The organism is Nocardioides panacihumi (genome assembly GCF_039530925.1).
GTDB classification, from domain to species: Bacteria; Actinomycetota; Actinomycetes; order Propionibacteriales; family Nocardioidaceae; genus Nocardioides; species Nocardioides panacihumi.
In genome coordinates this window covers 33,247-60,007 of record NZ_BAAAPB010000002.1, presented here as the reverse complement: position 1 = coordinate 60,007, position 26,761 = coordinate 33,247, and the positions used below count along the sequence as shown (strand labels likewise).

Here is a 26,761-nt window from a genome sequence, read left to right as displayed (position 1 = left end):
AATGAGACGCCCGTCCGGACCTTGGACGCGCCATCTACCGTAAGACCACAAGTTCCGCCAGCAGAAACGGGAGAGATCGATCGTGACCGGACGTCTGTTCACCTCTGAGTCGGTGACCGAGGGCCACCCCGACAAGATCGCCGACCAGATCAGCGACACCGTGCTCGACTACCTCCTCGAGCACGACCCCAAGAGCCGGGTCGCCGTCGAGACGCTCCTCACCACGGGCCTCGTCGTCGTCGCCGGTGAGGTCACCACCGAGGCCTACGCCCCCGTCGCACAGCTCGTGCGTCAGAAGATCCTCGAGATCGGCTACGACTCCTCCGAGAAGGGCTTCGACGGCAACTCCTGCGGCGTGCAGGTCGCCATCGGCGCGCAGTCGGCCGACATCGCCCAGGGCGTCGACGACGCCTTCGAGGAGCGCGTCGACCACTCCGTCGACGAGCTCGACCGCCAGGGCGCGGGCGACCAGGGCCTGATGTTCGGCTACGCCTGCGACGACACCGCGGAGCTCTTCCCGCTGCCGATCAAGATCGCGCAGTCGCTCGCCGAGCGCCTCACCGAGGTCCGCAAGAACGGCACGCTCCCGTACCTCCGTCCCGACGGCAAGACCCAGGTCACGATCGAGTACGACGACGACCACCGTCCCGTGCGCATCGACGCGGTCGTCCTCTCGACGCAGCACGCCGATGACATCGACCTCGAGGCCACCCTCGGGCCGGACATCAAGAAGCACGTCATCGAGCCCGTGCTCGAGGTGTTCAAGGACAGCGTGCCGTCCGACGGCTACAAGCTCTACATCAACCCGACCGGACGCTTCGTCGTCGGCGGCCCGATGGGTGACGCCGGCCTGACCGGCCGCAAGATCATCGTCGACACGTACGGCGGCATGGCCCGCCACGGCGGCGGCGCGTTCTCCGGCAAGGACCCGTCGAAGGTCGACCGCTCGGCGGCGTACGCCATGCGGTGGGTCGCGAAGAACATCGTCGCCGCGGGCCTGGCCCGTCGCGCCGAGGTCCAGGTCGCCTACGCGATCGGCAAGGCCGCCCCCGTGGGCGTCTACGTCGAGACCTTCGGCACCGAGACCGCGCCGGTCGAGAAGATCCGCGCGGCCGTCCTGGAGGTCTTCGACCTGCGCCCGGCCGCCATCATCCGCGACCTCGACCTGCTGCGCCCGATCTACGCCAAGACCGCGGCGTACGGTCACTTCGGCCGCGAGCTCCCGGAGTTCACCTGGGAGCGGACCGACCGCGCCGAGGCGCTCAAGGCCGCTGTCGGCGCCTGACACCGCACTGCCGAGTCGGCGCATCCTCGCACTCTCGCGTGCGAGGATGCGCCGACTCGGCATTTGTGGGCTGCGAGGATGCGCCGACTCGGCATTTGGTCGGAGTCCGCTGGTAGAACTGCGCGCATGACCGCTGACGAGCCCCCGGCACTCGAGCTGCCCGGTCTCGTCCGCGACAAGGTGGCCGAGGGCCGCGCGAAGGCCCGCGCGACCCGTGCCCGCAAACAGGCCGAGGCCGAGATCACCGACCACCTGCCCGTCGCTCGGGTGCTGCTCGACCTCCAGCCCGCGCATCTCGACAGGGACTTCGACTACGCCGTCCCGGCGAGCATGGCCGGCGACGCCACACCGGGCACCCGCGTGAAGGTGCGCTTCGCCGGACAGGACGTCGACGGCTTCGTGCTCGCGCGACTGGAGGCCTCGGACCACGAGGGGAGGCTGTCCCCGCTGAAGCGGGTGGTCAGCCCCGAGCCGGTCCTCGTCCCGACGGTCGCAGGCCTCGCTGCCGCGCTGGCGGAGAGGTATGCCGGCACCCGCTCCGACGTCCTGCGCCTCGCGGTGCCACCGCGCCATGCCGCGGTGGAGAAGGAGGCCTCGGCCGATCCGGGGCAGCCCGTCGCGCCCGACCCGGTGACCGTGGCCGGTGCCTGGGCGGGCCACGAGCCGGCGGAGGCGTTCCTGCGCCATCTCGGCTCGGGCGGATCACCGCGGGCGGTCTGGCACGCGGCGGCCGGCACGGACTGGGCGCTCCTGCTCGCCCACGTGGTGGCGACGACCCTCGCGAGCGGTCGGGGTGCCGTCGTCTGCGTCCCGGACGGGAAGGACGTCGCCCGCCTCTCCGCCGCGCTCGACGCGGTCCTCGGGGCAGGGCAGCACGCGACCCTCACGGCGGACAGCGGCCCGGCCGCCCGTTACCGGTCCTTCCTGGCCATCAGTCGCGGTGCGGTCCGGGTCGCGATCGGCACGCGCGCGGCCGCGTTCGCGCCGGTCCGCGACCTGGGGCTCGTGGCGATCTGGGATGACGGCGACGACATGCTCGCAGAGCCGCGGGCGCCGTACCCGCACGCGCGGGAGACGCTCCTCCTCCGGGCGGAGCGGGAGGGTGCGGCGGCACTGGTCGGAGGGTTCGCGCGCACCGTCGAGGCCGACCAGCTCCTGCGGTCCGGCTGGGCACAGGAGATCGCGCCGACCCGCGCCCTCGCGCGCCAGCGTGTGCAGGTGAACATCGCCGGGTCGAGCGACATCGACCTCGACCGCGACCCGCTCACCCGTGCCTCGCGCGTGCCGCGGGAGGTGCACGCGGCGATCCGGGCGGCGCTGCCCGACGGGCCGGTGCTCGTGCAGACTCCGCGCCGCGGCTATGCGGCCGCGCTCGCCTGCGAGCGCTGCCGGACGCCTGCACGGTGTGCCGTGTGCACGGGTCCGCTTCGGCTCACCGGCCAGACGACGCCCCCGGCGTGTGGCTGGTGCGGCACCGAGGCCGCCCAGTGGGCCTGCCCGGTGTGCGCGCATCGGGGACTGCGCGCTCCGGTCCTCGGCGACGCCCGCACCGCGGAGGAGCTCGGCCGCACGTTCCCCGGTGTGCGCGTGCTGACCTCCAGTGGCGAGCGGGTGCTGAGCACCGTCCCGGCCGGTCCCGCGATCGTCGTCGCGACGCCCGGCGCTGAGCCCGTCGCGGCGGAGGGGTACGCCGCGGTGGTGCTGCTCGACACCTGGCTGCTGCTCGGCCGACCCGACCTGCGCACCGAGGAGGAGGCGCTGCGACGGTGGAGCGACGCCATCGCACTCGCCGGACCCGGCGGTCGAGCGGTCGTCGTCGGCGATCCCGCCCACCCCGCCCTGCAGGCACTCGTGCGCTGGGACCAGCCCGGGTTCGCCCGCCGCGAGTCCGCCCAACGGGCGGAGGCGCACCTGCCGCCGGCGTCACGGCTGGCCACCATCAGCGGGGACCCGGGCGCTCTGGACGACGCGCTGACGCTGCTCGCGGCGCCGGCCAGCGCGGAGGTGCTCGGGCCGGTCCCGGTGGGCGAGGACCAGTGGCGCGCCGTCGTACGCGTGCCGCGCCCGGAGGGCCCGGCGCTCTCCCGCGCCCTCCTCGAGCTGCAGCGGCTGCGCTCCGCGCGCAAGCTCGACCCCGTGCGGGTCGAGGTGGATCCGCCGACCCTGTAGGCGACTCTCTAGGATTGCCACCATGCCTCTCCAGCCCATCCGTCTGTTCGGCGACCCGGTCCTGCGGCAGAAGGCCCAGCCGGTGACGGACTTCGACAAGGAGCTGCGACGGCTCGTCGAGGACCTCACCGACACCATGCTCGAGGCGCCCGGGGCCGGCCTGGCCGCGCCGCAGATCGGCGTGGGGCTGCGCGTCTTCACCTGGTACGTCGACGGCGAGGTCGGCCACCTCGTCAACCCGGACCTGACCCTGTCCGACGAGACCCAGGACGGCGACGAGGGCTGCCTCTCGATCCCCGGCCTCAAGTACGACTGCCGGCGTGCCCTGTCGGTCGTCGCCCGCGGGTTCAACATGTACGGCGACCCGGTGCTCATCGAGGGATCCGAGCTCCTCGCCCGGGCGATCCAGCACGAGACCGACCACCTCGACGGGGTGCTCTTCATCGACCGGCTCGACGAGGCTGCCCGCAAGGCGGCGATGCGTGAGATCCGCGAGTCGGACTGGTTCGGCCTTGCCCTGAACTCAGGCACGGCGCCGACCGTCAAGGTGTCGCCGCATGCGACGCGCGGGTTCGCTATCTGATGCGCCTCGCATTCGCCGGCACCCCCGACGTCGCCCTGCCGACCCTGAACGCCATCGCGGAGTCCCGCCACGAGCTGGTCGCCGTGATCACCCGCCCCGACGCGCCGGCCGGGCGCGGTCGTCGCCTGGTCGCGAGCCCGGTCGCACAGCGGGCCGAGGAGCTCGGCATCCCGGTGCTCAAGCCGGAGCACCCGCGCGACCCGGAGTTCCAGGACCGGCTGAAGGCCCTCGAGCTCGACTGTGTCGCCGTCGTCGCCTACGGCGCGCTGCTCCCGACCAGTGCGCTCGAGATCCCCACCCACGGCTGGGTCAACCTGCACTTCTCCCTGCTGCCGCACTGGCGCGGCGCCGCCCCGGTGCAGCACGCGATCTGGGCCGGCGACGAGTTCAGCGGCGCGACCACGTTCCGGATCGTCCGGGCGCTCGACGCGGGCCCCACCTACGGCGTGATGACCGAGCGGGTGCGCCCGACGGACACCTCCGGCGACCTGCTGGGCCGACTGGCCGACGGAGGAGCGCAGCTCGTGGTCGCCACGCTGGACGGCATCGACGACGGCTCGCTGGAGGCGCGCGAGCAGGTGGGCGACGACATCACGCTCGCGCCGAAGATCACCGTCGAGGACGCCCGCGTCGACTGGACGGAGCCGGCGGCCGCGGTCGACCGCCGCATCAGGGCCTGCACGCCGGCCCCGGGCGCGTGGACGACGTTCGCGGGGGAGCGGCTCAAGCTCGGCCCGGTCACGCCCGACCCCGACGAGGCGCCGCTGGCTCCGGGCGAGCTTCGCGTCACCAAGCGCTCGGTGCACGCCGGGACGGCGACGGTGCCGGTGCGGCTCGGCCTGGTCCGGCCGTTCGGCAAGAAGGAGATGGCGGCGGCGGACTGGGCCCGGGGCGCGGACGTGCCGCCGGGGACTACCGTCGGACCGTGACGAGACCAGCCACGCCCGACGACATCGGCGAGATCTGCCTGTCGCTGCCGGAGGTCGAGCTCGGCATCAGCTGGGGCGACCGACCGACGTACCTCGTGCCGCGCGGCGACAAGGGCCGCGGTTTCGTGCTCTACCGCGCACCGCACAAGACGGCGATCGACCCCACGACCGGAGAGATGTACGACGACCTGCTGGTGGTCCGCACGCCGACCGAGGCCGACAAGCTGGCGCTGGTGGCCGACGAGGAGCTGCCGTTCTTCACGATCCCGCACTTCAACGGCTACAACGCCGTGCTCGTCCAGGAGTCGCGGCTCGGTGAGATGTCGGTCGAGGAGCTGCGTGAGGTGATCGAGGACGCCTGGCGTGCCGTCGCCCCCAAGAAGCTGGTGAAGCAGATCGATGGCTGACCCTCGCAAGCGCCGCGGCCCGGGCGGACGGCCGCCCCGACGCGCCCGCGTGGACCCCGCCCGCGACATCGCCTTCGAGGTGCTCACCCGGGTCCGCACCGAGGACGCCTACGTCAACCTGGTCCTCCCGGTGCTCTTGCGTCGCGCCGGGCTGACCGGCCGCGACGCCGCCTTCACGACCGCGCTCGTGTCCGGCACGGTCCGCGGGCAGCTCACCTACGACGCGGTGATCGACGCCTGCGTCGACCGCTCACCGCACCCGAAGGTCCGCGACGCGCTCCGCCTCGGGGCCCATCAGCTCCTCGGGATGCGGGTCGCGACGCACGCCGCGGTCAGCACGACGGTCGACCTGGTCCGGTCCCAGGCCGGCCCCGGGGCCGCGGGCTTCGCCAACGCGGTGATGCGGCGCATCGGCGAGACGGACCTGGCGACCTGGGTGCGGCGGCTCGCACCGGCGGACCCGGGCGGGTTCCGGACCGTCGCGTTCAGTCACCCTCGGTGGGTCGTGGACGCTCTCACCGAGGCGGTCGGCGAGGACGAGGTCGAGGCACTGCTGGAGGCCGACAACGCACCGCCGAAGGTCACCCTCGTCGCGCGTCCGGGCCGGGCCACGCCCGAGGAGCTGGGCGGGTCGGCGACCGGACTGTCGCCGTACGCCGTCGTGCTGGACTCGGGCGACCCCGGCGCCGTGCCGGCCGTCGCCGAGGGCCGCGCCGGCGTCCAGGACGAGGGCTCGCAGCTCGTGGCGATCGCCGCAGCGGAGGCTCCGCTGGAGGGGCGCGACGAGCTCTGGCTGGACCTCTGCGCCGGCCCCGGCGGCAAGTCGGCGCTGCTGGCCGCGCTCGCCGCCGAGCGGGGCGCCGTCCTCGTCGCCAACGAGGCGCAGCCCCACCGTGCCGCGCTCGTACGCCGCAACCTGACCGATCCGGGGACCGGCCGACCCGTCCCGGGCACGGTGGGCGTGGTCGCGGCCGACGGGACCCGGCCCGCGTTCCGCGAGGGCGCGTTCGACCGTGTGCTCGTGGACGCGCCGTGCAGCGGCCTCGGCGCACTCCGTCGTCGGCCGGAGGCCCGTTGGCGTCGTCGACCCGAGGACCTCGACGGTCTGGTCCCGCTGCAGCGCGCGCTGCTCGGCAGTGCCCTGCGCCTGGTCCGGCCCGGCGGCGTGGTGCTCTACGCCACGTGCTCGCCCGTGCTCGCCGAGACGCGGGACGTCGTCGAGGCTGTCCTCGCCGAGCAGCCGGCGATCCGGCTGGAGCCGGTGGCGGGGACCGTGGCCGACGTGGCCGATGCCGACGGCCCCCTGCCTGGCACGGTCCAGCTCTGGCCGCACCGGCACGGGACCGACGCCATGTTCATGGCGCTGTTGCGTCGGCCCTGACGGCTCAGTGGACCCAGCGCAGGGTCTTGCCGAGTGACTGGATCTCGGCGTTCGTCGTGCCCTGACCGCCCTGGACGGTGACGAAGATCGTGCCGCGGGTCTGCGTCGTGTAGACGTCCGGAGTGGCGCCCTTGTCGGCGTTCGCGAGCCAGGAGGCGCGCTCGTTCGCCGGTCGGACGACGAGGCTGGCGACGTGACCCCCGTCCGAGGTGCAGGCGGCCTTGTCGTCGGCCAACGCCCACTCGCACGTCCACCCGGCGACGGTCACCGTGACCGGGGCGCGGTCGACCAGACCGCCGGGTGCGCCGGCGGTCGCCACGATCTGACCGGGATAGGTCGTCGTGAGCCACGAGAGGTCGCCGCCGACGAAACCCTCCTGGAGGACGAGCGCGAACGTCGCCGTCGTGCCGGCGGGCGGGCTGGACAGCATCTCGCCGCTCAGCTGGAACTTCGATGCGAGCTCGACCCGGACCGTCGTGCCCTGCGGGGTGGTGAGGTTCGCTCCGGCGACGAGGGGGACGGCGGAGGCGGTCGGCTCGCTGGCGATGCCACCGTCGAGCGGCTGCGGGTCTCCGCCCGGTGCGATCAGTGCCGCCCCCGCGGCGACCGCCGCGACGCCGGCGGCGGCAGCGATCGACACGCCGATCCGGCGGCGCAGGCGGATGCGGGTGCCGGCCCTCATCGAGGCCGTGACGAGGCGGTCGAGGTCGGGGTGGACGTCGGCGACGCGGTCGTGCAGCGCGGTGCCCAGGTCGAGGTCGTTCATGACAGGGTCCTCTCGGAGAGGTCGGTGTGGTCGAGGAGCGGGCGCAGCCGCTGGAGCGCGCGCCGCGCCCGGGTGCGGACGGCCGCCTCCGTCATCCCGAGATCGATCGCGGTGTCGGCCACGCTGCGGTCCTCCCAGTAGCGGAGCACGACCACGGTGCGGTCGAGCGCCGGCAGGACCGCCAACGCCGCCAACACGTCCAGGCGGGTGGCGTGGTCGAGCCCCGGAGCCTCGAGCTCGGGGCCCACGGTCAGATCGAACGGCTGCTCGCTGTTGCGGCGCAGCCGTCGATGGGAGAGGAACGTGTTGAGCAGCGTCGTGCGGGCGTAGGCGAGCGGGTTGTCGGTCGCGTTCACCCGCCGCCAGGAGGCGAACACCTTGGCGTACGTCGCCTGGGTCAGGTCCTCGGCGAGGTGGTGGTCGCCGGTCAGCAGCAGCGCCGCGCGGTGCAGCTGGGTGCCTGTCGCCCGGACGAAGTCAGCGAATCCGCCGGACGGATCCGTGTGGTTCCTCTTCACATCATCTATGACGCCTCGACCCCTCATCCGCGTGACACGTCCTCGTCGATGACGTGTCGCAGGTAGCGGTGCGGCTCGGCCAGGTAGGCGCGCCAGTGACCGACGAGGTCGAGCTCGTCCCAGGTCGCCCGCCTCAGGCCCCAGGGTCCGACCTCCAGGATCGTCGCCCCCGGCATGGCCGCCAGCACGGGCGAGTGCGTCGCGCACAACACCTGGCCACCGGTGGCGACGACGTCGTGCAGTGCGGCGATGAGGCCGAGGGTCGAGGAGAAGGACAGCGCCGCCTCCGGCTCGTCGAGGCAGTAGAACCCGGGGGAGTCGAAGCGGCGGCGGAGCACGGCGAGGAACGACTCGCCGTGGCTCATCTCGTGGAACACCGGGTCGCGCAGGCGGCTCGAGTCGGGCGGTGGGTTCTGCTCGAGGTAGGTGTACCAGCCGTGCATCGTCTCGGCCCGCAGGAAGAAGCCCCAGCGGCTCGAGCCCAGACCGCGCTGGAGCCGCAGTGCCCCGACGAGCGGGGACTCCGACTCTCGGGTCGAGTGCCGGCTCTGTGCGGTGCCGCCCTCGCGGTTGAGACCGAAGGCCATGGCCACGGCCTCGACGATGGTCGACTTGCCGGACCCGTTCTCCCCGACGAGGAACGTCACGCCCTTCGGCAGGGACAGACCCTCGCCGAGGATCTGCTCGACCGCCGGGATCGTCCGCGGCCACGCCGTCGGCGGGAGACCGTGGTCCGCGCGGGCCGCGACCCTGACCACGGGCGGCTGGTCGAAGTCCACGAGCCCGAGGATAAGCGCGCGCACCGACGCTCCGCGTCTTTAAACTGCGGCGACGCCGGAGACAGGCGCCCGTCCACACCCGTCAGGAGATGCTGTGTCCCACCCGGCCAACTGGTACCCCGACCCCGAGGCTCCCCAGCAGCGCCTGCGGTACTGGGACGGCATCGCGTGGACCGCTCACCTCGCGCCGCTCGCCCCCGTCCAGCCGCGCTGGACCTACGACGCGCGCCACCTGCTCGGCACCCTCAGCCTGGTGGCCGTCGGCCTCGTCACCGCCCTGCAGGTGCTGTCGGTGCCGCTGGTCGGGCCGGCGTACGACGCCTTCGAGGATGCGGCCCGACGCGGGGACGATCCGTCGCTCGTCTGGACGGCCTTCGACACGGTGGGGGCCCTCATGTTCCCTGTCCTGCTGCTCGCCTGGATCCTGACCGCGATGTGGCTCGTCGGTATGCGACGCAACGCGGAGGCGATCGCTCCCGGGGCCCCGCACCGTCGCAGCATCGGCTGGGTGTGGGGTGGCTGGGTCTGCCCGGTCGTGAGCCTGTGGTTCCCGTACCAGGTCGTGCGCGACATCATCCGGGCGACCCGACCCGCCGGCCGACTTCCCGTCGGCTGGTGGTGGACCGCCTTCCTGGTCTTCCAGAGCCTCAGCAATCACTTCAACAGCTTTGTCACCGCCGACTCCAGCCCGGCGACGATCCACGACATCGGGTCCGTCGCACTCGGCGTCCAGGCCGTCGCAGCCCTCTCGGCGGTGGCCGCCGCTTTCCTCTGGTTCGTCATCACCCGCGCGGTGAGCCGCGACCAGGCCGCTGCGGCGTCCGCCGTGACGGCGACGTACTGATCGACCGTTGACCTTTCCCCGCGGCAACGGCCTAGCGTTCACGGCGTGGGTGTGCGGACGAGCGGGATGCTCTCGGTGGGCGAGGTCGCCCGGCGTACCGGCCTGACCACGAAGGCGCTGCGGCACTACGACCGCCTCGGCCTGCTCGTCCCGGCCGCGGTGTCGGACGACGGTTACCGCTGGTACGACGAGGTGCAGCTGCGCACCGCCCGCCTGATCGCGCGGCTACGGGCCCTGGAGATGCCACTCGACGCGGTGCGTGCCGTGCTCGCGGGGGACGACGCCCGGCCCATCCTGGAACGGCATCGGATCGTCCTGCAGGCGAGGTCCGACCGGGTCCACGGGGCGCTGCACGCACTCGACCACCTGATGCACGACGAGCGAGGAGTGACGATGGCGACGGATGACGCGACCCCGACCTTGCCGACCGACCAGCGGGCGCTGGCGGTCCAGCTGTTCAACGACACGTGGACGCTGCTGGAGAAGGAGGGTCGCACCCCTGAGGACGATCTGCTGATGATCCACACCGCGCACGCCTCACGGCTGCACTGGGAGGGGGTCGGGGACGACCAGCACCGTGCGATCGGCGAGTGGCAGGTCGCCCGCGTCTACTCGACCCTCGGGCGTGCCGAGCCCGCGTTGTTCCACTCCGAGCGGGCGCTCGAGCTCGCGGCACGTCCCGGCGTGGACGACTGGCTGCTCGCCAGCACGCACGAGGGTCTGGCCCGTGCGCTTGCGGTCGCGGGCGACCTGGAGACGGCGCGCGATGTGCGTGACCGGGCACTGACGCTGCTCGAGGGCATCAGCGATCCGGAGGACCGCAAGATCGTGGCGGACGACATCGACACGCTGCCGATCCCGTAGCCCACTACCCTCGGCACCATGGCGAGCCCTTTCGTCGAGATCGACGTCGACGACCGCGTCGTCAAGGTGACCAACCCCGAGCGGGTCTACTTCCCGCGGCTCGGCCTGACCAAGCTGGACCTCGTGGAGTACTACCTCGCGGTCGGCCCGGGCATCGTGAACGCGCTCTTCGAGCGGCCCTGCATGTTGCACCGCTTCCCGAAGGGGCTCGACGGCGAGAAGGTCCACCAGAAGCGCCTGCCGGCAGGCGCCCCCGACTGGGTGGAGACGGTCCGGCTGTTCTTCCCGCGCTGGAAGCGCACCGCCGACGAGCTCTGCGTCACCGAGCTGGGCTCGGTGATCTGGGCGGTCCAGATGTCGACGGTGGAGTTCCACCCGTGGAACAGCCGGCGGGAGGACACCGAGAAGCCCGACGAGTGGCGCATCGACCTCGACCCCGGTCCGGAGTGCCCGTGGGAGACCGTGCAGCGCGTCGCGGGCGTCGTCCACGAGGTGCTCGACGACCTGGGCGCGGTCGGCTTCCCGAAGACGAGCGGCGGCAAGGGGCTGCACGTCTACGTCCGGATCCCGCCCGCCCGCGGCTTCTCCGACGTACGCCGGGCGGCGCTCGCGTTCGCTCGCGAGGTCGAGCGCCGCGCACCGGAGGACGTGACCACGGCGTGGTGGCGCAAGGACCGCGATCCGGCCCACCTGTTCGTGGACTACAACCAGAACACCCGCGACCACACCATCGCGTCCGCGTACTCCGTCCGAGGCGTCCCGGAGGCCCGTGTCTCCACGCCGGTCACCTGGGCCGAGGTGACGGAGGTGCACCCCAACGACTTCACCGTCCTGACCGTGCCCGAGCGGTTCGCGAAGGTCGGTGACCTGCACGCGGACATCGACGACCACGTCTTCGACATCGCGCCGCTGCTGGAATGGGCCGAGCGCGACGAGCGGGCCGGCGACGAGGTGCCTCCCGAGCCGGAGGACTGACGGTCCTGGCTGTCCCTGGCTGTCCCCGGTCGGAGGCAGGATGGCGCCATGAGCGCCTTCCTCGACCTGCACCGCCCCGGTGACCCGCTGCTGATGCCGAACCCGTGGGACATCGGCTCGGCGCGCATCCTCGTCTCGCTCGGCGCCCGGGCGCTGGCGACGACCAGCAGCGGCTTCGCGGCGACCCTCGGCCGACCGGACGGGTCGGTGACGCGCGACGAGGCGATCGGGCATGCCGCCGCGATCGCCGCCGCCGTCGACGTCCCGGTCTCCGCCGATCTCGAGCAGTGCTTCGCCGACGATCCCGCCGGCGTCGCGGAGACGGTGACCCTCGCCAGGGCCGCCGGCCTTGCCGGCTGCTCGGTGGAGGACTTCAGCGGCACCGCCGTCTACGACATCGGGCTCGCGACGGAGCGGGTCGCCGCCGCGGTCGAGGCGGCAGGTGACGACTTCGTCATCACAGCCCGCGCCGAGAACCTGCTGCACGGTGGCGACCTGGGCGACACCCTGACCCGGCTGCAGCGGTTCCAGGAGGCCGGAGCACCGGTCCTCTTCGCGCCCGGCGCGGTGACCGAGGATCAGATCCGTGCCGTCGTGGGCTCGGTCGACCGGCCGGTCAACGTCCTGGCCTTCGCCGAGGCACCGCCCGTCGCACGCCTCGCCGGGCTGGGCGTCGCGCGCGTCTCCACGGGAGGTGCACTCGCGTTCGCGGCGTACGGCGCCCTGGCCGCCGCGGGGCGGGAGCTGCTCGAGCAGGGGACCTACGGCTACTGGGGCGGCGCCGGTGCCGGACGGCACGCCGCCGGGCGGGCCTTCGCCGACCGACCCTAGGATCTGCGGCGTGGGCCACATCCAGATCACGCCGAGCATCCTCAACGCCGACTTCGCCGACCTCGGCGCCGAGGTCGCCCGTATCGCCGGCGCCGACTGGGTGCACGTCGACGTCATGGACAACCACTTCGTGCCCAACCTGACCTTCGGCCCGACCATGGTGGAGGCGCTCAGCAAGGCCACCGACCTGCCGCTCGACGCTCACCTGATGATCGCGGACCCCGACCGGTGGGCGCCGGGCTATGCGGAGGCGGGCGCCGGCAGCGTCACCTTCCACGTCGAGGCGGCCGCGGCTCCGGTCCGTCTCGCGCGAGAGATCCGCGCACAGGGCGCCCGGGCCAGCATGGCGCTCAAGCCGGCGACGCCGATCGAGCCGTACGCCGACCTGCTGCCCGAGCTCGACATGGTGCTCGTGATGACGGTCGAGCCGGGCTTCGGGGGGCAGAAGTTCCTCGACCTGTGCCTCCCCAAGATCCGGCGGACGCGCGAGCTCATCGCCCGGCACGGCGGAGACGTGTGGCTGCAGGTCGACGGCGGGGTCAGCCTCGAGACGATCGAGCGCTGTGCGCAGGCCGGCGCCGACGTGTTCGTCGCGGGCTCGGCGGTCTACTCGGCCGACGACCCCGACGCGATGGTCGCCGCGCTGCGGGCGAAGGCCGAGGCCGCGGCATCCTAGGGGCCTCGCACACCGACCCCTAGAGTGACCCCGTGCGCTACGAGTGGGGCGGCCGCGGGGTCCTTCTCCGGGACGGAGAGCCCGTCGGTCGTGCCGCCAAGGCGTTCTGGCGCGAGCGGGCGACGGTCACGACCGACGAAGGCACGTGGTCCTTCCGAGCGCACGGGCACAAGCGCATCGTGTCGACCGGGCCCGACGGCGCCGAGCGCGTGGCCGCGGCCTGCAGCGGGTGGCTCTCGCCCGTGTGGACGGTCGACGGGGAGGCCGCCACCTACCGGGTCCGCCGAGGCAGCCTGTTCGCCAGCCGCCTGGTCGTCGACCGGGACGGCGGTGCGATCGGAGGTCTCACCTCGGCCGGTTGGGCGACGGACCGGCCCGCGCTCGACGTCGGGCCGGACGTCCCGCTGGTGGACGTGGTCCTGCTGCTCTGGGTCGGGTACGTCGCCCGGCAGCGCGCCAGCTCCGAGGCGGCCGCGGCGACGACGGCGGCCACCTGACGGACGCCCGGCCCGTGGCATGGACACCGGGGCTATCATCGTCGTTGACGAGTGAACAACTCGCGTGCTCTGGGGTCGGTGTAATTCCGAACCGGCGGTGACTGGGCCGAAGGCTCAGAAGTCCGCGACCCGATGGCAGCCAGCCATCGGTTGACCAGGTGTGAATCCTGGACCGACGGTGAAAGTCCGGATGGGAAGCGCACGCAGATGCCCTCGTCGGACCCTTCCTCGGGAGGCTCCGACGGCGAGCACACTGTCAGGCCCCAGGGTCCGCGACCGGACCATGAAGGGGCCTTTTCCTTTGGCCGAGGCAGCCACGCAGACGATGTCGCAGCGCAGCCTGGAGCGCGCGACGATGCGGCGCGCGCTCGAGCTCGCGGCCAGCCCTGACGCCCCGTTGTGGCCGAACCCACGCGTCGGCTGCGTCCTGCTCGCGCCCGACGGGTCGATCCTCGCCGAGGGCCACCATCGCGGCGCCGGCACCCCGCACGCCGAGGCCGACGCGCTCGCCCTGGCCGGGTCGGCGGCCCGTGGCGCGACCGCGGTCGTGACGCTCGAGCCGTGCAACCACACCGGACGCACAGGCCCGTGCTCCGAGGCACTGATCGCCGCCGGCGTACGCCGCGTCGTGCACGCGCAGGCCGACCCCAACCCGGTCGCCGCCGGGGGCGCGGAGCGGCTGCGGGCCGCGGGCGTCGAGGTCGAGGGCGGCCTCCTCGCCGACGAGGCGCGCGCCCTCAACGCCGTCTGGACGCGAGCGACCGAGCTGCAGCGCCCTTTCGTGACCTGGAAGTTCGCGAGCACGCTCGACGGCCGCAGCGCGGCCGCCGACGGCAGCAGCCGCTGGGTCTCCTCGACAGCCGCGCGGCGGGACACCCACCGGCTCCGCGCTCTCGCCGACACGATGCTCGTCGGCACCAACACCGTCGCGGTCGACGACCCCGAGCTGACGGTCCGCGACGAGCGCGACCGGCCTGTCGGCGTCCAGCCCCTCCGCGTCGTCATGGGCCTGCGGGACCTCCCGACCGGCAAGCGCGTCTTCAACGACCGCGCCGAGACCCTGCACCTGCGCACCCGCGATCCGCACCAGGCGCTCAAGGAGCTGTGGGTCAGGGATCGTCGCCACGTCTTCCTCGAGGGTGGCCCGACGCTCGCGGCCGCCTTCCTCCGCGCCGGCCTCGTCGACGAGATCGTCGCCTACGTCGCACCGATGCTGCTCGGCTCCGGCCGCAACGCCGTCGCCGACCTCGGGATCGCCACGATCGGCGACGCCCTCCGGCCGACCGTCGCCGACGTGACCGTCCTGCCGGGCGTCGACGGCGAGGAGCCCAACGTCCGGCTCACCATGACACCGTCCACCATCGAAGGGGATCGCTGATGTTCACCGGGATCGTCGAGGAGCTCGGCACCGTGGTCGCGCTGGAGGACCAGGGCGACGCGCTCCGGCTCACCATCGCGGCCAGCGCCGTGCTCGAGGACGTCAAGCACGGCGACTCGATCGCCGTCAACGGCTGCTGCCTGACCGTGACCGACACCACGGGCGACACCTGGACGGCCGATGTCATGCAGGAGACGCTCGACAAGACGTCGCTGCGTGGCGTCGCGCCCGGGGACGTCGTCAACCTGGAGCGGGCCGTCACCCCGCAGACGCGGCTCGGTGGTCACATCGTCCAGGGTCACGTCGACGGGGTCGGCCGGATCCTCGGCCGGACGCCCAGCGAGCACTGGGAGGTCGTCGAGATCAGCGTGCCGGCGGAGCTGGCCCGCTACGTCGTCGACAAGGGGTCGATCGCGGTCGACGGCGTCAGCCTCACCGTGGTGAGCGCGGGGGAGGAGAGCTTCACCGTCAGCCTCATCCCGGAGACCCTGGCCCGCACGACGCTGGGCCGCAAGGTCGCCGGCGACGTGGTCAACCTCGAGACGGACATCATCGCCAAGCACGTCGAGCGGCTCCTCGGCCAGGCAGGGGGAGCCCGATGAGCGGCCAGCACGACGGAGTCAGGCTCGATCCGGTCGAGCGGGCCGTCGCCGACATCGCCGCCGGACGAGCGGTCGTCGTCGTCGACGACGAGAGCCGGGAGAACGAGGGCGACATCGTCTTCGCCGCGAGCCTGGCGACTCCCGAGCTGATGGCGTTCACCATCCGGCACAGCAGCGGGGTCATCTGCGTCCCGATGGCCGGCCGTCTGCTGGACCGACTCGAGATCCCGCTGATGACACCGCACAACACCGACCGGCACCGGACGGCGTACACCATCAGCGTCGACGCCCGCGACGGCGTGAGCACCGGCATCTCGGCGGCCGACCGCGCGCGCACCGCCCGGCTCCTCGCGGACACCGCGACCACGCCGCAGGACCTGACCCGGCCGGGACATGTCTTCCCGCTGCGCTACCGCGACGGCGGGGTGCTGGTGCGCCGTGGCCACACCGAGGCCGCCGTCGACCTGGCCCGGCTGGCCGGGCTGGAGGAGGCGGGCGTGCTGGTGGAGGTCGTCAACGACGACGGCACCATGAAGCGTGCGCCCCAGCTGCGCGAGTTCGCCGACGAGCACGGCCTGGCGATGATCTCCATCGAGCAGCTCGTGACCTACCGACGCCGGCACGACGTGCTCGTCGAGCGGGCCGCCGAGACGCGGCTTCCGACGGCGTACGGCGACTTCACGGCGTACGGCTTCCGGATCGCCTTCGACGGCTCCGAGCACGTCGCACTGGTGCACGGGGACGTGTCGGGGGAGTCTCCCGTGCTCACCCGCGTGCACTCGGAGTGCCTCACCGGTGACGTCTTCGGCAGTCGGCGCTGCGACTGCGGCCCGCAGCTCGAGGAGAGCCTGCGACGCGTCGTCGAGGAGGGCCGTGGCGTCGTCGTCTACCTGCGCGGACACGAGGGCCGGGGGATCGGCCTGGTCGCGAAGCTGCAGGCCTACCAGCTGCAGGACGGCGGTCGCGACACCGTCGACGCCAACCTCGACCTCGGCCTCCCCGCCGACGCGCGGCACTACGCGGCGGCCAGCCAGATCCTCCGGGACCTCGGTGTCGACGCGGTGCGACTGCTCACGAACAACCCGGGCAAGGTCACCGAGCTCGAGGAGTACGGCGTGCGCGTGGTGGAGCGGGTGCCGCTCACGCCACGCCCGAACGACCACAACATCGCCTATCTGATGACCAAGCGCGACAGGATGGGACACGTCCTGCCCGACCTCGACCTAGGAGCTGTGCAGTGAGTGGTGCAGGAGCGCCCCAGACCAAGGCCATCGACTGCCACGACCTCCGGGTGGCGCTGGTCGCGGCGAGCTGGCACGAGCAGGTCATGGACGGACTGATCGCCGGCGCCCAGCGCGCGTTCGCCGACCATCGGATCGAGGCGCCGGTCGTCACCCGCGTGCCGGGGACGTTCGAGCTCCCGGTCGTGGCGGGCGCGCTCGCCCAGCAGGGCTTCGACGCGGTCGTCGCGCTCGGCGTCGTGATCAGGGGCGGCACGCCGCACTTCGACTACGTCTGCAGCGCCGCGACCGACGGGCTCACCCGCGTCGCTCTGGACCACACCGTGGCCGTCGGGTTCGGGGTCCTCACCTGCGATGATGAGGCCCAGGCGCTCGACCGCGCGGGCCTCGAGGGCTCGAGCGAGGACAAGGGCTACGAGGCGGCCGCCGCCGCGTTGCAGACCGCCCTGACGCTCAAGAGGATCCGCAGCAGGCTCCAGGCCTGAGACCGACGCGCGACACCGCGACCGGACCACCTAGGCTTCTGCCCCGTGAAGACGTTCGAGCAGCTGTGGGCCGAGCTCTCCGAGAAGGCCGCCAGCCGACCCGCGGGATCCGGCACCGTCGCTCAGCTCGACGCCGGGGTCCATGCGATCGGCAAGAAGCTGGTCGAGGAGGCCGCCGAGTCGTGGATGGCGGCCGAGCACGAGGGCAAGGAGGCGGCAGCGCTGGAGATCAGCCAGCTGCTGTACCACGCCCAGGTCCTGATGCTCGCGACCGGTCTCGAGCTCGACGACGTCTACGCACACCTCTGAGAGGGAACCCATGGCCTCCACCGGCTCCACCTCCGGACTGCTCCGGATCGCCGTCCCCAACAAGGGCGCCCTCTCGGCCGCCGCCTCGGAGATGCTGCGCGAGGCCGGCTACCGGCAGCGCGACGACGCCAAGCGGCTGACGCTGATCGACGAGGAGAACGGCGTCGAGTTCTTCTACCTGCGGCCGCGCGACATCGCGCTGTACGTCGGTGAGGGCACGCTCGACATCGGCATCACCGGTCGCGACCTGCTGCACGACTCGGGTGCGAAGGCCGAGGAGGTGCTGCGGCTCGGGTTCGGTCGCTCGCGGTTCCGTTTCGCAGGGCCCGCGGGGGCCTTCGCCGAGGTCGAGCAGCTGGACGGGCGACGGATCGCGACGTCGTACGTCGGGGTCGTCCGGGAGTTCCTGCAGCAGCGCGGCGTCGACGCAGACGTCGTCCGTCTCGACGGTGCGGTCGAGACGAGCATCCAGCTCGGCGTGGCCGACGCGATCGCCGATGTCGTCGAGACCGGCAGCACGTTGCGCCAGGCGGGCCTGGAGGTCTTCGGGGAGACGATCCTCGACTCCGAGGCCGTGATGATCACCCGCTCGGGAAGCGTGCCGTCCGGCCTCGAGATCTTCCGGCGCCGCATCGAGGGCGTCCTGATCGCACGCAGCTACGTGATGATGGACTACGACATCCGCGCCGAGGACCTGGCCGCCGCGACCGAGCTCACCCCGGGCCTGGAGGGTCCCACCGTCAGCCCGCTGCACCGCGAGGGCTGGGTCGCCGTCCGCGCGATGGTGCCGCGCGAGGGCGCTCAGCGGCTCATGGACGACCTCTACTCGATCGGCGCCCGCGCGATCCTGCTGACCGACATCCATGCCTGCCGCCTCTGACGTGCCCGGCTCGGGACCGGCCGGCCCGGCGGAGCCCGGCCGCGAGCAGCCCGTGCCGGAGCTGCCTGCGATCCCTCGTACCTACCGGCCCCTGGGGCCACGCATCGTGGCGATCGTCCTCGTGGTGGGGCTGGGCGTCGTGTGCGCGATGGCCTGGATCAGCTTCGGCGCCGAGACGCGGGCGAAGTTCACGATGTTCGAGAAGCTGACGCTGGCGTTCATCGGCCTCCTCATCCTCGGCTGCGTGCACGCGCTGACCCGGTCGCGCGTCAGCACCTCTCGGGACAAGCTGGTGATCGTGAACGGCTACCGCCGGCGCGAGCTGGACTGGGCGCAGGTCGTCGCCGTCCGGATGCCGCCCGGGGCGCCTTGGGCGAGCCTCGACCTGGCGGACGGGTCGGAGATCTCGGCGATGGGCATCCAGAGCTCCGACGGAAGCCGTGCCCGGAGCGCCGTACGCGACCTGCGCCGCCTGGTCGCGGCGCTCAGCTAGTCGCCCGCGCCCACGGCGCGGATGCCCCAGGAGGCGCTGAACCGCTCGCCGGGCTCCAGCCGGACCAGGTCGACGCCCGAGTTGTAGGCGTCGGCCGGCGCGGTCATCGGCTCCACCGCGAGGGAGTGCCGCGCGGTCGCCGGGACGTCGTCGGCCGTGTAGAGCATCAGCCACGGGTGTCGCTCGTCGACCCAGAGCTCGACGCCGGTGCCCTCGGGCGCGAGCAGGCGGACCGTCGCCCGGCCGTCCGCGCCGCGGTCGAGCGCACCGTAGGCATGGTCGAGCACCAGGTCGCCGAGCAGCCGCGGCGCACGGAGGTCGTACGGCGTCCCCTCGACGTCCTCCGTGCCGGTCGGGAGCAGCCGCTCGGCGTCGCTGAGCACCCGCACGGAAGCGGGCACCTCGACCGTCCACCTGTCGACGGGGCCCGCGCCGGCGAGCAGGTACGGGTGTGCGCCTGAGGCGTACGGCGCGACCGCCTCCGACCTGTTCGTCGCGGTCTGCGTCACCGTGAGGCCGTCAGCGCCCAGCGCGTAGCCGACCTCCAGGTCGAGCGTCCACGGGTAGCCGGTCTGGCTCATCAGGCGGTAGGTCAGCGTGACGTGGTCGGGCCGGTGCGCGACCAGCGACCAGGCGACCCACCGGACCAGCCCGTGCGAGGCGTTGCGACGCGCCGGCTCGCTGAGGGCGAGCTGCTGCGAACGCCCCTCGAACAGGTAACGGCCGTCGCGGATGCGGTTCGGCCAGGGCATGAGCAGCTGGCCGCGTCCGCCCGAGGCGGCGGCGTCCTCCGCGAACCCGTCGAGCAGTGGCCGGCCGCCGTGGCTCAACGCCCGCAGGGCACCTCCACTCTCCGTCACGACGGCCGCGTAGTCGCCGCTGCTGATGTGGAACTGCTGTCCGCTCGGAGCTAGCACGCCCCCACGCTAGCGTGCGGGAACTTGACGTCGCGGGCGGCGCTGACGCAGGGTCGAGGCTCCCTCCCAGGAGACCTGTCTGTGCCGTCCCATGCTTCGCCGCGCCCACGCCCGCGGGTGCGGTTGCGCGACGTCGTGCTCGTCGGCGTGCTCGTCTCGGTGCTCGTCGCCGGAGTGGCCGTCGCGCTCTGGGTCGTGCCGGGCGGGCACAGCGACGGTGCCGCGCCTGTGGCGCGCTCGACCGACTCGGCGGCCTCGGGTGCGTCGGACCTCGCGACCCCATCTCCGTCGACGCCCGCTCCGCCCCCGCCGCGGGTGAGCGCCGGAGCCGCGCCCCGCCTCGAGACGACCCCGGTCGCGGGACGACGGCTCGTCGCGACGGTGCGCAAGAAGCGCGGCTGGACGCCGGGTGTGCGGTTCGCCTACCAGTGGCTCGTGGACGGCAAGCGGATCGCGGGCGCGACCAGGCCCACCCTCGTGCCGACCGACGAGATGGTCGGTCGCAGCGTCTCGGTGCAGGTGCTCGGCCGGGTGCCCGGCTACCGGCCGGCGGTGTCGCGCTCGAAGGCTCGCACGATCCTTCCCGACAACCCGCTCGCGGGCGGGGAGTGGGCGGTCTACCGGGGCCCGTGGAACGGGATCTATCCCGCCTACGAGCGGGCCGGCGGTGAGGACAAGGGCCTGCTCGCACGCATCGCGCTGCAGCCTCGGGTCATCTGGTTCGCCGGCGACTTCTCGACCAGCTCGATCGGTCCGCAGCTGCGCACGTTCATCGCCGAGCAGCAGGCGGTGTCCGGCAAGGACGCGCTCATCCAGATCGCGGTCTTCCGCGAGTGGCCGCGGGGTGAGGGCGGCCGCGGCAAGCCGCTGAGCGGCAGCGAGCAGGCGGCGTACCGCGCCTGGGTCGACGCCGCTGCCGACGCGATCGGCGACGCACGGGTCGCCATGGTGCTCGAGCCCGACCTCGGCCTCAACGCCGTTCCCAACAACTCCTGGGAGACCCGGACGGCCGACCCCGCCGTGCGCCTCGGGCTGGTCAAGTACGCCGCCCGGCGCTTCTCCGCGCTGCCACGCACGAGCGTCTACCTGGACGCCTCTGACTCCGACTGGCTCTCGGTCCCGAAGATCGTGCCGGTGCTCGAGGCGGCTGGCATCGGCTACACGCGCGGCTTCGCCCTCGGCGCCACCCACTACTCGAGCGTGGCCGACAACATCGACTACGGCATGCGGATCATCGACGCGCTCGACGCCGACGGGATCAGCGGCAAGAAGTTCGTGATCGACACCGCCGACAACGGACGCCCGTTCACCTGGATGCAGCACCGCTCGGAACACCCCGGCGCAGACTTCGACAACGCGGCCACGTGTCGCAGCGCCTCCGACACCACCTGCGACACACTCGGCGTGCCGCCGACGACCGACGTCGCCGGCCAGCCAGGGCTCGACCTGACCGCGCGGCAGCGCACGGACGCGCTGCGGTACGTCGACGCCTACCTCTGGTTCGGCCGCCCGTGGCTCATCCGGCAGGCGTCGCCGTTCTCGCTGAGCCGCTCGCTCGAGGTCGCCCGGTCCACGCCCTTCCAGTGAGGACAGCGGGGCGGGCGGAGTCCCCGGTTAACCGGGGACTCCGGAACTTCCGGGGCGGCACAACACCTCGGAAGTTCCGCTCCTCCCTGGGTCGCGTGACGGGAGTGACGCCTGGGACGACTCAGGTCGTGACGACGACGTCCGCGTGATCGCGCGTCCGATCCCGGGCGAACAGCGCGTCCTCGTCGCGCGCCCACTGTGCCCAGTAGGGCGCGAACGTGTCACCGTCACGATCGATGCCGCGTCGCATCCGCAGGTCGCGGGGAGCATCCGTCCAGACCAGTGCAGTCACCCACGGCGCGAGGTACGGCGACCAGGACCCGACCCCCTCGAGCACCAACAGCCCGGTCGGCGCGAGCGCATGCGTCTCGGCCCACGCACCGGCCAGCCAGTCCCACCGCCGCCAGGTGCCGACCTCGTCCCGGGCGAGCGGCTCCAGCAGCGCCTGCACCGCGGCGGCCAGTCCGACGAGGCCGTCCCAGCCCTCGAGCATCTCGTCGGTGTGCACGACCACCGCGTCCGGCGCCAGCTCCGCCAGCGCCGCGGCGAGCGTCGTCTTCCCCGACCCGGTGGGTCCGTCCACGCACACCAGCCTGCCGCGCCCGAGCGTCGCCGGCCGCGCGAGCGTCAGTGCCAGGACCTCGCGCGCGTCGTCAGAAGGCGAGCCCATGCCCGCGGTACGTCGGCACGTGGTCGACCAGCTCGTCGCCCGCCAGCAGGTGGGCGGTCGTGGTGTGCTCGAACAGCTCACCCGACTTCGCGTGCCGGAACCACACCAGGTCGCCGACCGAGAGCATCCCGGCCGCCGGGCCGGTCAGCGGTGTCTGCACCTCTCCGGCGCCCTCGAGACCGGTGAGCGAGAGACCGGCCGGTGCCCAGGGGACGGGCAGCCGGTCCGTGCCGGACGGCCCGGACGCCACCAGGCCACCGCCGTGCACGGTCGCCGTGCGGTCGTCGGGCCGGCGCGTCACGGGCAGTCCGAAGTAGGCCGCCGGCTGCGGCTCGAACGACCGGTAGTGGTCGAACAGCCCCGGCACGAGCAGCCCCGAGCCGGCGGTGAGCTCGGTGACGACCGGGTCGGCGGCGGAGGACTCGATCGAGCCCGACCCGCCGGCGTTCCAGAACTCGAGCTCCGCGACGCGGGCGAGCCCCTCGGCGACGCTCGCCCGACGCTCGGCGAGCTGGGTGACCGACATGGTCTTGAGCCGCCGGACGACCGCGGAGCGCAGTCGCTGCCCGGGCACCTGGTCGGGCACGCCGGCGACCTGGCCCTCGTACGTCATGACGCCGACCAGCCGGAAGCCCGGTCGCTGGAGGTGGCGGGCGAGCGACTCCGCGACCGAGGCGGACGTCACGGGGGAGCGGCGCGGGCCGACCCGGGTCAGGCCGAGGTCGAGGCTTGCGTCGACGTCGATCGCGACGCGCACCGGCACCGCCTTCGACGTGCGGATCGAGTCGACGACGTCGAGGTGGTCGACCGAGTCGACCATGAGCGTGACGCGGTCGGCGGCGCGCGGGGACGCGACGAGGCGGGCGAGCGCGCCGCGGTCCACGGTCGGGTAGGCGACGACGATGTCGTCGCTGACGCCGTTCTCCTCGAGCCAGAGCGCCTCGGCGAGCGTGAACGCGAGCACGCCCGCGAACCCCGGGTGCGCGAGTGCGCGGGAGACGAGGGCGGGCACGCGCAGCGACTTGGACGCCACCCGGATCGGCGTACCCCCGGCCCTGCGGGCCAGGTCGTCGGCGTTGGCGTCGAAGGCGTCGAGGTCGACGACCATCGTCGGTGTCGGCAGGGGCTCGGCGGACCCGGCGACCGCACGGGTCAGGCGCGACCACAACTGGTTGCGCTCGGTGACACTCGCCATCAGCTGATGCCGCGCCGCTTCAGGAGGGCCTCGATCTCGGCCAGCTCGGGATCGCTTCCGGGCAGCGCCGCGGTGCCGGTGCCCGAGGTCACCGCCTGGGGCTTGCGGTCGGCGCGACGCTCGGGCCCGGGCAGGCGGGCGGCCACCACGAACAGGCCCACCGAGAGGAGGCCGAGCCCCAGCCCGACCCACACGAGGGGGTTCCAGACGAACGACGTCGCCCAGCTGGCGATCGCCGAACCGATCTGGCTGAGCATCTTCAGCGAGCGGGTGAAGTAGGCGGCCGGGACCAGCAGTGTGGTCGCCGCCCAGCGCAGCCCTGAGCGCAGGCCGCGGCGGCGGTAGGCGAGCCACGTGCCCACACCGCCGAGGACGGTGAAGGTGAGCGTGAAGGCTCCCCAGGTGACGGAGTCGAGCATGCGTCCATCCTCCCACCGGACACCACGACGCGTGCGGGACCGACGCGTGCAGGACAATGGTCGGGTGAGTGAGGAGCGGCGACGCGACATCCTGGCCCCGGCGTACCCCGAGGACGACGGGGCTGCCGACGAGCGCCTCGCCGGCGCGTTGGCGGCGCACGCCCGCCGCGAGGCGACGGACGCCGAGGTGCTGGCCGTCCTGATCGAGAGCCGTCTGCTCGTGCCGGTCGTCGCCATCCTCGGGGAGGTCGACGCGAGCGGCGCCGACAAGACGGCCGACATGGCCACCGTCCTGCTCACCGGCGCCGACGGACGCCAGGCGCTGCTGGCCTTCACCAGCCTCGAGACGATGGCCGCCTGGCAGGCCGATGCCCGCCCGGTCGCCGTACCCGCTGCCGACGCGGCGAAGGCCGCCCTCCAGGAAAGGGCGGCCGCTCTGCTGGTCGACGTCGCCGGTCCCGTCACCTTCGTGGTCGAGGGGGAGGACCTGTACGGTCTGGGTGCCGGCTGGACGCTCGCGCGCGTCGGTCGTCCGGACGGGTCGTTCGGCACCGCCTGGATTCGCCCCGGCGGGGAATGATCCGGTAGCCTCTCCTGTTGACCGATGTGGCAGCGACGTAGTCGCCACCACATCTTCAAGCGGAGGGCAACCACTGCCATCCCACCCGCATCGACCGCAGGCAGCATCAAGGTCGTCGGGTCCGGTCGCCGGAGTGATCCGGTCATGACGAAGGTCATGTCCAGAGAGCACCGGTAGCACCCACCCACGGTGGGGTGCAGTGACTGGCTTCCGCTTGAGTGAGCGGGAGCCTTTTCGCATTTCCCGGGGCCCTCCGCTCGAGTCACCGCCACCGAACTCTGGAGGACACATCAGCACCGAGCTTCGTATCAACGACCGGATCCGGGTACCCGAGGTCCGCCTCGTTGGTCCCAATGGAGAGACCGTCGGCATCGTGCCGACGGCTGACGCGCTGCGCCTGGCCCAGGAGGCCGACCTCGACCTGGTCGAGATCGCCCCGCAGGGCAAGCCCCCGGTCTGCAAGCTCATGGACTACGGGAAGTTCAAGTACGAGAACGCCCAGAAGGCCCGTGAGGCCCGCCGGAACCAGACGAACGTCATCATCAAGGAGATGAAGCTTCGTCCCAAGATCGACTCGCACGACTACGAGACCAAGAAGGGTCACGTCGTGCGGTTCCTCAAGGCCGGCGACAAGGTCAAGATCACGATCATGTTCCGCGGTCGCGAGCAGCACCGTCCCGAGCTGGGCTTCCGCCTGCTGCAGAAGCTCGCCGAGGACGTGGCCGAGCTCGGCTTCGTCGAGTCCTCTCCGAAGCAGGACGGCCGCAACATGGTGATGGTCCTGGGCCCGAACAAGAAGAAGGCCGACGCCAAGGTCGACCAGCAGGCCGCCAAGGAGAGCAAGCTCGCCGAGCGCGAGGCCGAGGAGGCCGCTGAGCGCGCCGAGCGCGCCGCGGCCGCTGCCGCGGGCCCGGTCGCGGCCAAGAAGGAGCGGGGCCGCTCCGAGAACCTCGATCCCGAGATCGACGCCTGAGACGCACCTGTAAGCACAAGAGAGAGACCAAGAGATGCCGAAGAACAAGAGCCACTCCGGTGCCGGTAAGCGCTTCCGCGTGACCGGCTCCGGCAAGATCCTTCGCGAGAAGGCCGGCAAGCGCCACAACCTCGAGAAGAAGCCCTCCAAGGTCACCCGTCGGATGACCGGCACTGTCGAGGTTGCCAAGAACGACGTCCCCCGCGCCAAGAAGCTTCTCGGCCGCTGACCTTCCCCCGGGATCGCCGTTCTGCCGGCGCCCACTGATCTTTCGCACTAAGGAGTTCCACATGGCACGCGTGAAGCGCGCAGTCAACGCGGCGAAGAAGCGTCGCGTCACCCTCGAGCGGGCGAGCGGCTACCGCGGTCAGCGCTCGCGTCTGTACCGCAAGGCCAAGGAGCAGGTCACCCACTCCCTCGTCTACGCGTACAACGACCGTCGCAAGAACAAGGGCAACTTCCGTCGCCTCTGGATCCAGCGCATCAACGCCGCCGCGCGCGCCGAGGGCCTGACCTACAACCGCTTCATCCAGGGCCTGAACCTGGCCGGCATCGAGGTCGACCGCAAGATCCTCGCCGAGCTGGCCGTCAACGACGTGGCCTCCTTCAACGCGCTCGTCGCGCAGGCCAAGGCCGCGCTCCCCGAGGACGTCAACGCTCCGGCCTCCGCCTGAGGCTCTGCCCAGACGTATGGCTGACACTCCTCTGACCGCGTCGAACGCGCGTCTGAAGGAGCTCAGGAAGTTGAGCCGCCGCTCGGTACGCACCGAGCGGCGGCTCTTCCTCGCTGACGGCCCGAAGGCCGTCGAGGGCGCCCTCACGGTGCCCGGATGCGTGGTCGAGGTCTTCGCGACGCCCGCCGCCGCCGAGCAGTACGCCGGTCTGCTGGCCCCCGCCGCGGCGGCCGGCGCCCCCGTCACCCTCGTCGACCGGCGCGCCCTCGAGTCCCTGTCGGACTCGGTCACGCCCGCCGGGCTCGTCGCGCTCTGCCGCTTCTTCCACGCCGAGACGTCGATCCCACCGGCCCGAGACGTCGATCCGTACGGGTCGAGACGTCGATCCCTCGTCGCGATCTGTGCCGACGTACGTGATCCCGGCAACGCCGGCACCGTCATCCGGTGTGCCGACGCCGCCGGCGCCGACCTCGTGGTCCTGGCCGGTGACTCGGTCGACCTCTACAACCCGAAGACGATCCGTGCCTCGGTCGGCTCGATCTTCCACCTGCCGGTCGCGGTCGAGCGCGACGCGGCCAGCGCCGTCGCCGCTGCGAAGGCCGCAGGCCTCACCGTGCTCGCCGCCGACATGGACGGCGAGGACCTGTTCGCCGCCGACGAGCTGCTGCGCGAGCCGACCGCCTGGCTCTTCGGCAACGAGGCCTGGGGGATTCCGGCCGAGCTGCGCGCGCTGGCCGACCACGTGGTGAGCATCCCGATCTACGGTCGCGCCGAGAGCCTCAACCTCTCCACGGCCGCAGCGGTGTGTCTCTACGCGAGCGCCAGGGTCCAGCGGGTCTAGGCCGGTAGGTTGG

General features: G+C 72.6%; 32 protein-coding genes and 1 riboswitch. Of the genes, 25 read left to right on the top strand and 7 right to left on the bottom strand.

The annotated features are described in order from the left end of the window. The first annotated feature begins 82 nt into the window (after positions 1-82). From metK to ABD205_RS09380, 6 genes are all read left to right on the top strand, one after another. The gene (metK, locus tag ABD205_RS09405; RefSeq protein ID WP_344044537.1) at positions 83-1,285 is read left to right on the top strand and encodes a methionine adenosyltransferase; all 1,203 of its coding nucleotides are present in this window, start codon (positions 83-85) and stop codon (positions 1,283-1,285) included. A gap of 126 nt (positions 1,286-1,411) precedes the next feature. Continuing rightward, complete coding sequence (locus ABD205_RS09400; RefSeq protein WP_344044536.1) at positions 1,412-3,454, top strand: primosomal protein N'; 2,043 nt, start codon at positions 1,412-1,414, stop codon at positions 3,452-3,454. A 22-nt stretch (positions 3,455-3,476) separates the two neighbouring features. Beyond that, a complete protein-coding gene (gene def / locus ABD205_RS09395) occupies positions 3,477-4,037 on the top strand; it encodes a peptide deformylase (protein WP_344044535.1) in 561 nt (186 codons plus the stop codon). After that, positions 4,037-4,966: a methionyl-tRNA formyltransferase gene (fmt, locus tag ABD205_RS09390; protein ID WP_344044534.1), complete on the top strand. Its 930-nt coding sequence runs from the start codon at positions 4,037-4,039 to the stop codon at positions 4,964-4,966. Before def ends, fmt begins: the two co-directional genes overlap by 1 nt. Further along, entirely contained in the window at positions 4,963-5,373 is a 411-nt protein-coding gene (locus ABD205_RS09385; RefSeq protein ID WP_344044533.1) for an MmcQ/YjbR family DNA-binding protein, read from the top strand. The genes fmt and ABD205_RS09385 overlap by 4 nt, the downstream gene beginning before the upstream one ends. Continuing rightward, positions 5,366-6,754, top strand: coding sequence for an RsmB/NOP family class I SAM-dependent RNA methyltransferase (locus ABD205_RS09380; protein ID WP_344044532.1), 1,389 nt, complete (start codon positions 5,366-5,368; stop codon positions 6,752-6,754). The genes ABD205_RS09385 and ABD205_RS09380 overlap by 8 nt, the downstream gene beginning before the upstream one ends. 4 nt (positions 6,755-6,758) lie before the next feature. Here the strand turns inward: ABD205_RS09380 and ABD205_RS09375 are convergent, their stop codons facing one another. From ABD205_RS09375 to ABD205_RS09365, 3 genes are read right to left on the bottom strand one after another with little or no spacing between them, the layout of a single operon-like run. Next, entirely contained in the window at positions 6,759-7,520 is a 762-nt protein-coding gene (locus ABD205_RS09375) for a hypothetical protein (protein ID WP_344044531.1), read from the bottom strand. Next, positions 7,517-8,038, bottom strand: coding sequence for a SigE family RNA polymerase sigma factor (locus ABD205_RS09370; protein WP_344044530.1), 522 nt, complete (start codon positions 8,036-8,038; stop codon positions 7,517-7,519). The genes ABD205_RS09375 and ABD205_RS09370 overlap by 4 nt, the downstream gene beginning before the upstream one ends. 23 nt (positions 8,039-8,061) lie before the next feature. Further along, entirely contained in the window at positions 8,062-8,817 is a 756-nt protein-coding gene (locus ABD205_RS09365; protein ID WP_344044529.1) for an AAA family ATPase, read from the bottom strand. A gap of 94 nt (positions 8,818-8,911) precedes the next feature. On the opposite strand from ABD205_RS09365, the gene ABD205_RS09360 reads away from it, so the two are divergent. The 13 genes from ABD205_RS09360 (at position 8,912) to ABD205_RS09300 (ending at position 18,892) form a co-directional block, all read left to right on the top strand. Then, the gene (locus ABD205_RS09360; protein WP_344044528.1) at positions 8,912-9,661 is read left to right on the top strand and encodes a DUF4328 domain-containing protein; all 750 of its coding nucleotides are present in this window, start codon (positions 8,912-8,914) and stop codon (positions 9,659-9,661) included. A 45-nt stretch (positions 9,662-9,706) separates the two neighbouring features. Beyond that, positions 9,707-10,525 (top strand): MerR family transcriptional regulator, encoded by an 819-nt coding sequence (locus ABD205_RS09355; RefSeq protein WP_344044527.1) that lies wholly within the window; start codon positions 9,707-9,709, stop codon positions 10,523-10,525. Between the two features lie 18 nt (positions 10,526-10,543). Next, positions 10,544-11,500, top strand: a complete 957-nt coding sequence (ligD, locus tag ABD205_RS09350; protein WP_344044526.1) for a non-homologous end-joining DNA ligase — start codon at positions 10,544-10,546, stop codon at positions 11,498-11,500. Between the two features lie 48 nt (positions 11,501-11,548). Further along, the gene (locus tag ABD205_RS09345; protein ID WP_344044525.1) at positions 11,549-12,331 is read left to right on the top strand and encodes an isocitrate lyase/PEP mutase family protein; all 783 of its coding nucleotides are present in this window, start codon (positions 11,549-11,551) and stop codon (positions 12,329-12,331) included. A 19-nt stretch (positions 12,332-12,350) separates the two neighbouring features. After that, a complete protein-coding gene (gene rpe / locus ABD205_RS09340) occupies positions 12,351-13,007 on the top strand; it encodes a ribulose-phosphate 3-epimerase (RefSeq protein WP_425573048.1) in 657 nt (218 codons plus the stop codon). A gap of 32 nt (positions 13,008-13,039) precedes the next feature. Next, complete coding sequence (locus ABD205_RS09335; protein WP_344044523.1) at positions 13,040-13,504, top strand: hypothetical protein; 465 nt, start codon at positions 13,040-13,042, stop codon at positions 13,502-13,504. A gap of 60 nt (positions 13,505-13,564) precedes the next feature. Then, positions 13,565-13,711: riboswitch (FMN riboswitch) on the top strand. A 118-nt stretch (positions 13,712-13,829) separates the two neighbouring features. Continuing rightward, positions 13,830-14,882 (top strand): bifunctional diaminohydroxyphosphoribosylaminopyrimidine deaminase/5-amino-6-(5-phosphoribosylamino)uracil reductase RibD, encoded by a 1,053-nt coding sequence (gene ribD / locus ABD205_RS09330; protein ID WP_344044522.1) that lies wholly within the window; start codon positions 13,830-13,832, stop codon positions 14,880-14,882. Further along, positions 14,882-15,484, top strand: a complete 603-nt coding sequence (locus tag ABD205_RS09325) for a riboflavin synthase (protein WP_344044521.1) — start codon at positions 14,882-14,884, stop codon at positions 15,482-15,484. Before ribD ends, ABD205_RS09325 begins: the two co-directional genes overlap by 1 nt. Further along, positions 15,481-16,725: a bifunctional 3,4-dihydroxy-2-butanone-4-phosphate synthase/GTP cyclohydrolase II gene (locus ABD205_RS09320; RefSeq protein ID WP_344044520.1), complete on the top strand. Its 1,245-nt coding sequence runs from the start codon at positions 15,481-15,483 to the stop codon at positions 16,723-16,725. The genes ABD205_RS09325 and ABD205_RS09320 overlap by 4 nt, the downstream gene beginning before the upstream one ends. Continuing rightward, on the top strand, positions 16,722-17,210 hold the full coding sequence (ribH, locus tag ABD205_RS09315; RefSeq protein WP_344044519.1) for a 6,7-dimethyl-8-ribityllumazine synthase: 489 nt from the start codon (positions 16,722-16,724) through the stop codon (positions 17,208-17,210). The genes ABD205_RS09320 and ribH overlap by 4 nt, the downstream gene beginning before the upstream one ends. Before the next feature lie 45 nt (positions 17,211-17,255). After that, a complete protein-coding gene (locus ABD205_RS09310) occupies positions 17,256-17,519 on the top strand; it encodes a phosphoribosyl-ATP diphosphatase (protein ID WP_344044518.1) in 264 nt (87 codons plus the stop codon). 10 nt (positions 17,520-17,529) lie between these two features. Next, the gene (hisG, locus tag ABD205_RS09305; RefSeq protein ID WP_344044517.1) at positions 17,530-18,399 is read left to right on the top strand and encodes an ATP phosphoribosyltransferase; all 870 of its coding nucleotides are present in this window, start codon (positions 17,530-17,532) and stop codon (positions 18,397-18,399) included. After that, a complete protein-coding gene (locus ABD205_RS09300) occupies positions 18,383-18,892 on the top strand; it encodes a PH domain-containing protein (RefSeq protein WP_344044516.1) in 510 nt (169 codons plus the stop codon). Before hisG ends, ABD205_RS09300 begins: the two co-directional genes overlap by 17 nt. Here the strand turns inward: ABD205_RS09300 and ABD205_RS09295 are convergent. Next, positions 18,889-19,809, bottom strand: a complete 921-nt coding sequence (locus tag ABD205_RS09295) for an aldose 1-epimerase family protein (protein ID WP_344044515.1) — start codon at positions 19,807-19,809, stop codon at positions 18,889-18,891. The genes ABD205_RS09300 and ABD205_RS09295 overlap by 4 nt on opposite strands. Positions 19,810-19,890: 81 nt before the next feature. Between ABD205_RS09295 and ABD205_RS09290 the strand changes: the two genes are divergently transcribed. Next, entirely contained in the window at positions 19,891-21,396 is a 1,506-nt protein-coding gene (locus tag ABD205_RS09290) for a glycoside hydrolase family 6 protein (protein ID WP_344044514.1), read from the top strand. A gap of 121 nt (positions 21,397-21,517) precedes the next feature. Here the strand turns inward: ABD205_RS09290 and ABD205_RS09285 are convergent, their stop codons facing one another. From ABD205_RS09285 to ABD205_RS09275, 3 genes are read right to left on the bottom strand one after another with little or no spacing between them, the layout of a single operon-like run. Then, positions 21,518-22,066, bottom strand: coding sequence for a nucleoside/nucleotide kinase family protein (locus ABD205_RS09285; protein WP_344044513.1), 549 nt, complete (start codon positions 22,064-22,066; stop codon positions 21,518-21,520). Further along, the gene (locus ABD205_RS09280; RefSeq protein WP_344044512.1) at positions 22,050-23,261 is read right to left on the bottom strand and encodes an amino acid deaminase/aldolase; all 1,212 of its coding nucleotides are present in this window, start codon (positions 23,259-23,261) and stop codon (positions 22,050-22,052) included. Before ABD205_RS09280 ends, ABD205_RS09285 begins: the two co-directional genes overlap by 17 nt. After that, on the bottom strand, positions 23,261-23,680 hold the full coding sequence (locus ABD205_RS09275) for a hypothetical protein (RefSeq protein ID WP_344044511.1): 420 nt from the start codon (positions 23,678-23,680) through the stop codon (positions 23,261-23,263). The genes ABD205_RS09280 and ABD205_RS09275 overlap by 1 nt, the downstream gene beginning before the upstream one ends. 64 nt (positions 23,681-23,744) lie before the next feature. On the opposite strand from ABD205_RS09275, the gene ABD205_RS09270 reads away from it, so the two are divergent. The 5 genes from ABD205_RS09270 to ABD205_RS09250 all read left to right on the top strand — a co-directional run bounded on the left by ABD205_RS09270 (position 23,745) and on the right by ABD205_RS09250 (position 26,748). Further along, positions 23,745-24,260 (top strand): SseB family protein, encoded by a 516-nt coding sequence (locus tag ABD205_RS09270; RefSeq protein WP_344044510.1) that lies wholly within the window; start codon positions 23,745-23,747, stop codon positions 24,258-24,260. A gap of 238 nt (positions 24,261-24,498) precedes the next feature. Beyond that, positions 24,499-25,233, top strand: a complete 735-nt coding sequence (infC, locus tag ABD205_RS09265) for a translation initiation factor IF-3 (RefSeq protein WP_425573047.1) — start codon at positions 24,499-24,501, stop codon at positions 25,231-25,233. Between the two features lie 34 nt (positions 25,234-25,267). Continuing rightward, a complete protein-coding gene (rpmI, locus tag ABD205_RS09260; protein ID WP_192680718.1) occupies positions 25,268-25,462 on the top strand; it encodes a 50S ribosomal protein L35 in 195 nt (64 codons plus the stop codon). 61 nt (positions 25,463-25,523) lie between these two features. Further along, positions 25,524-25,907: a 50S ribosomal protein L20 gene (rplT, locus tag ABD205_RS09255; protein ID WP_344044509.1), complete on the top strand. Its 384-nt coding sequence runs from the start codon at positions 25,524-25,526 to the stop codon at positions 25,905-25,907. Between the two features lie 16 nt (positions 25,908-25,923). Beyond that, a complete protein-coding gene (locus ABD205_RS09250) occupies positions 25,924-26,748 on the top strand; it encodes a TrmH family RNA methyltransferase (protein ID WP_344044508.1) in 825 nt (274 codons plus the stop codon). The last annotated feature ends 13 nt before the right edge of the window (positions 26,749-26,761 follow it).

Excerpts from the sequence above, each read along its gene's own strand:
- ABD205_RS09400 (WP_344044536.1), top strand. The coding sequence starts at position 1,412 with ATGACCGCTGACGAGCCCCCGGCACTCGAGCTGCCCGGTCTCGTCCGC.
- def (WP_344044535.1), top strand. The coding sequence starts at position 3,477 with ATGCCTCTCCAGCCCATCCGTCTGTTCGGCGACCCGGTCCTGCGGCAG.
- fmt (WP_344044534.1), top strand. The coding sequence starts at position 4,037 with ATGCGCCTCGCATTCGCCGGCACCCCCGACGTCGCCCTGCCGACCCTG.
- ABD205_RS09380 (WP_344044532.1), top strand. The coding sequence starts at position 5,366 with ATGGCTGACCCTCGCAAGCGCCGCGGCCCGGGCGGACGGCCGCCCCGA.
- ABD205_RS09375 (WP_344044531.1), bottom strand. The coding sequence starts at position 7,520 with ATGAACGACCTCGACCTGGGCACCGCGCTGCACGACCGCGTCGCCGAC.
- ligD (WP_344044526.1), top strand. The coding sequence starts at position 10,544 with ATGGCGAGCCCTTTCGTCGAGATCGACGTCGACGACCGCGTCGTCAAG.
- ABD205_RS09345 (WP_344044525.1), top strand. The coding sequence starts at position 11,549 with ATGAGCGCCTTCCTCGACCTGCACCGCCCCGGTGACCCGCTGCTGATG.
- ribD (WP_344044522.1), top strand. The coding sequence starts at position 13,830 with ATGTCGCAGCGCAGCCTGGAGCGCGCGACGATGCGGCGCGCGCTCGAG.
- ABD205_RS09325 (WP_344044521.1), top strand. The coding sequence starts at position 14,882 with ATGTTCACCGGGATCGTCGAGGAGCTCGGCACCGTGGTCGCGCTGGAG.
- ABD205_RS09320 (WP_344044520.1), top strand. The coding sequence starts at position 15,481 with ATGAGCGGCCAGCACGACGGAGTCAGGCTCGATCCGGTCGAGCGGGCC.
- hisG (WP_344044517.1), top strand. The coding sequence starts at position 17,530 with ATGGCCTCCACCGGCTCCACCTCCGGACTGCTCCGGATCGCCGTCCCC.
- ABD205_RS09300 (WP_344044516.1), top strand. The coding sequence starts at position 18,383 with ATGCCTGCCGCCTCTGACGTGCCCGGCTCGGGACCGGCCGGCCCGGCG.
- ABD205_RS09285 (WP_344044513.1), bottom strand. The coding sequence starts at position 22,066 with ATGGGCTCGCCTTCTGACGACGCGCGCGAGGTCCTGGCACTGACGCTC.
- ABD205_RS09280 (WP_344044512.1), bottom strand. The coding sequence starts at position 23,261 with ATGGCGAGTGTCACCGAGCGCAACCAGTTGTGGTCGCGCCTGACCCGT.
- ABD205_RS09275 (WP_344044511.1), bottom strand. The coding sequence starts at position 23,680 with ATGCTCGACTCCGTCACCTGGGGAGCCTTCACGCTCACCTTCACCGTC.
- rpmI (WP_192680718.1), top strand. The coding sequence starts at position 25,268 with ATGCCGAAGAACAAGAGCCACTCCGGTGCCGGTAAGCGCTTCCGCGTG.
- rplT (WP_344044509.1), top strand. The coding sequence starts at position 25,524 with ATGGCACGCGTGAAGCGCGCAGTCAACGCGGCGAAGAAGCGTCGCGTC.
- ABD205_RS09250 (WP_344044508.1), top strand. The coding sequence starts at position 25,924 with ATGGCTGACACTCCTCTGACCGCGTCGAACGCGCGTCTGAAGGAGCTC.